Here is a 1,445-nt window from a genome sequence, read left to right on the forward strand (position 1 = left end):
ACGCATTCCATTACACACAAGTCTGTTGCTCGACCTCGCGCATGTACCTGATGCCGGCAACGAAGTCCACTATTCGCTGCATGCCTAGCCAGATGGTTTTGACGCCAGGCTCACCGTCGCCTTTGCGCGCGAGGAAGCCGCCGAGCATGGCGACGAGCCGTACCACTTCATTCAGTTGCGGCGGTGTGTCGGGCGGGGTCTTCCTGTTCAGGATGAAGGCGGCCTTCCATTCATCGGGCTCAAACAGCAGTCCGGCATCGAGGTCTGGGCAAGTGCGGCCTAACCGCATGAGACGAGCGATGCGCCACGCCACAACCATGAACACCGCCAGTGCCCGCTCGATGCGCTCGATCGTGCTCAGTTGTAACGCCTCGACCCGGCAACCGTTCTTCAACACATGAAAGAAGGTTTCAACCTCCCAGCGGGCGCGATACCAATCGATCAGCCGCGCAGCCTCGGCCAAATCCGGCACGTCGCGATTGGTCAGCAGGCGCCATTCGATCGGCGTCACGCCGGCCGGCGCGTCTATCTCGCGCGCGATCACGCAACTGATCGACACCACACCGCCCTGGGCACCGGGCAGATCGATCCGTCGACTCCATATTTGCTGATGAACTTCCCGCGCCTTCTGTCGCTGGCGACCAGGCAACGTGAAACGGATTTCACCGAGCGGCTCAGCTTGCGTGGTGTGATCCCAGAGCCTTTGACCCTCGGGCAACACGCGATTGTGCTGGGCGCGAATCAGCCAGTCCGCCGGACAGCCGAGATCGTGCGCCCGGCGCATCAGCGCGATGATGTCCGACTCCCGGTCCGCAACGTACACCAACTGCGTGCCGGGCAGATCCGCCGCCTGCTCGGCCACTCGTTCGTATCCTTCAATCCAGCGCGTGCTTTCCTTCTCGCCGCCACGCACACCATCGGCGCCCTTGCGCTCACGCGCCCACATCCAGGCATTCAACACGCCCAACGGTTCACGTTGCGGCGTGACCGCGTAGGTCGCGTGAACGTACATGCCGCGCTGGGCTTCATACGACAACGGCCCCAGCCCCGCGATGTCCTGAGCGTTGAAGTTCAACTCGGTCGTGTCATCCAGGCACAGCACTACGTCGCATGCCCGCATCCGCTCGGACGAGCACTGCCAGTGCGGCTCCATGACGTCGGTCCATTCGAGCTTGTCTCGCGCGAAAAACCGATAAGCTGCCGCCGTCTCGGCCCAGCCACCGCACGCCTGCGGAATGCTGGCAGTCGGATTCCCCGACAGTTGTTCGGCCAGCAGGATTGCCCGCTGGTTCAAGCGCTTGTCGCCCAGATCGATACCCTTGAATTCCATCGCCGCCCAACTCTCCGTTGCCTGTGCCATTCGCGCGTCGTGCAAAAAGCAAGAGTAAACGGCAAGTCGCGAAAGTTTACAAGCCGCTCACGCCGACTTGTGTGTAATGGAATGG

Annotated in this window: 1 protein-coding gene; it reads right to left on the minus strand. The window is 62.0% G+C overall.

Annotated elements, in window-relative coordinates; translation table 11 throughout:
• Positions 1-10: 10 nt before the first annotated feature.
• Entirely contained in the window at positions 11-1,360 is a 1,350-nt protein-coding gene (locus P3T42_RS36835; protein WP_429308794.1) for an IS4 family transposase, read from the minus strand.
• Positions 1,361-1,445: the final 85 nt, after the last annotated feature.

The sequence above is a fragment of the Paraburkholderia sp. GAS38 genome (genome assembly GCF_050434965.1).
In the GTDB taxonomy this organism is placed as follows: domain Bacteria; phylum Pseudomonadota; class Gammaproteobacteria; order Burkholderiales; family Burkholderiaceae; genus Paraburkholderia; species Paraburkholderia phenazinium_A.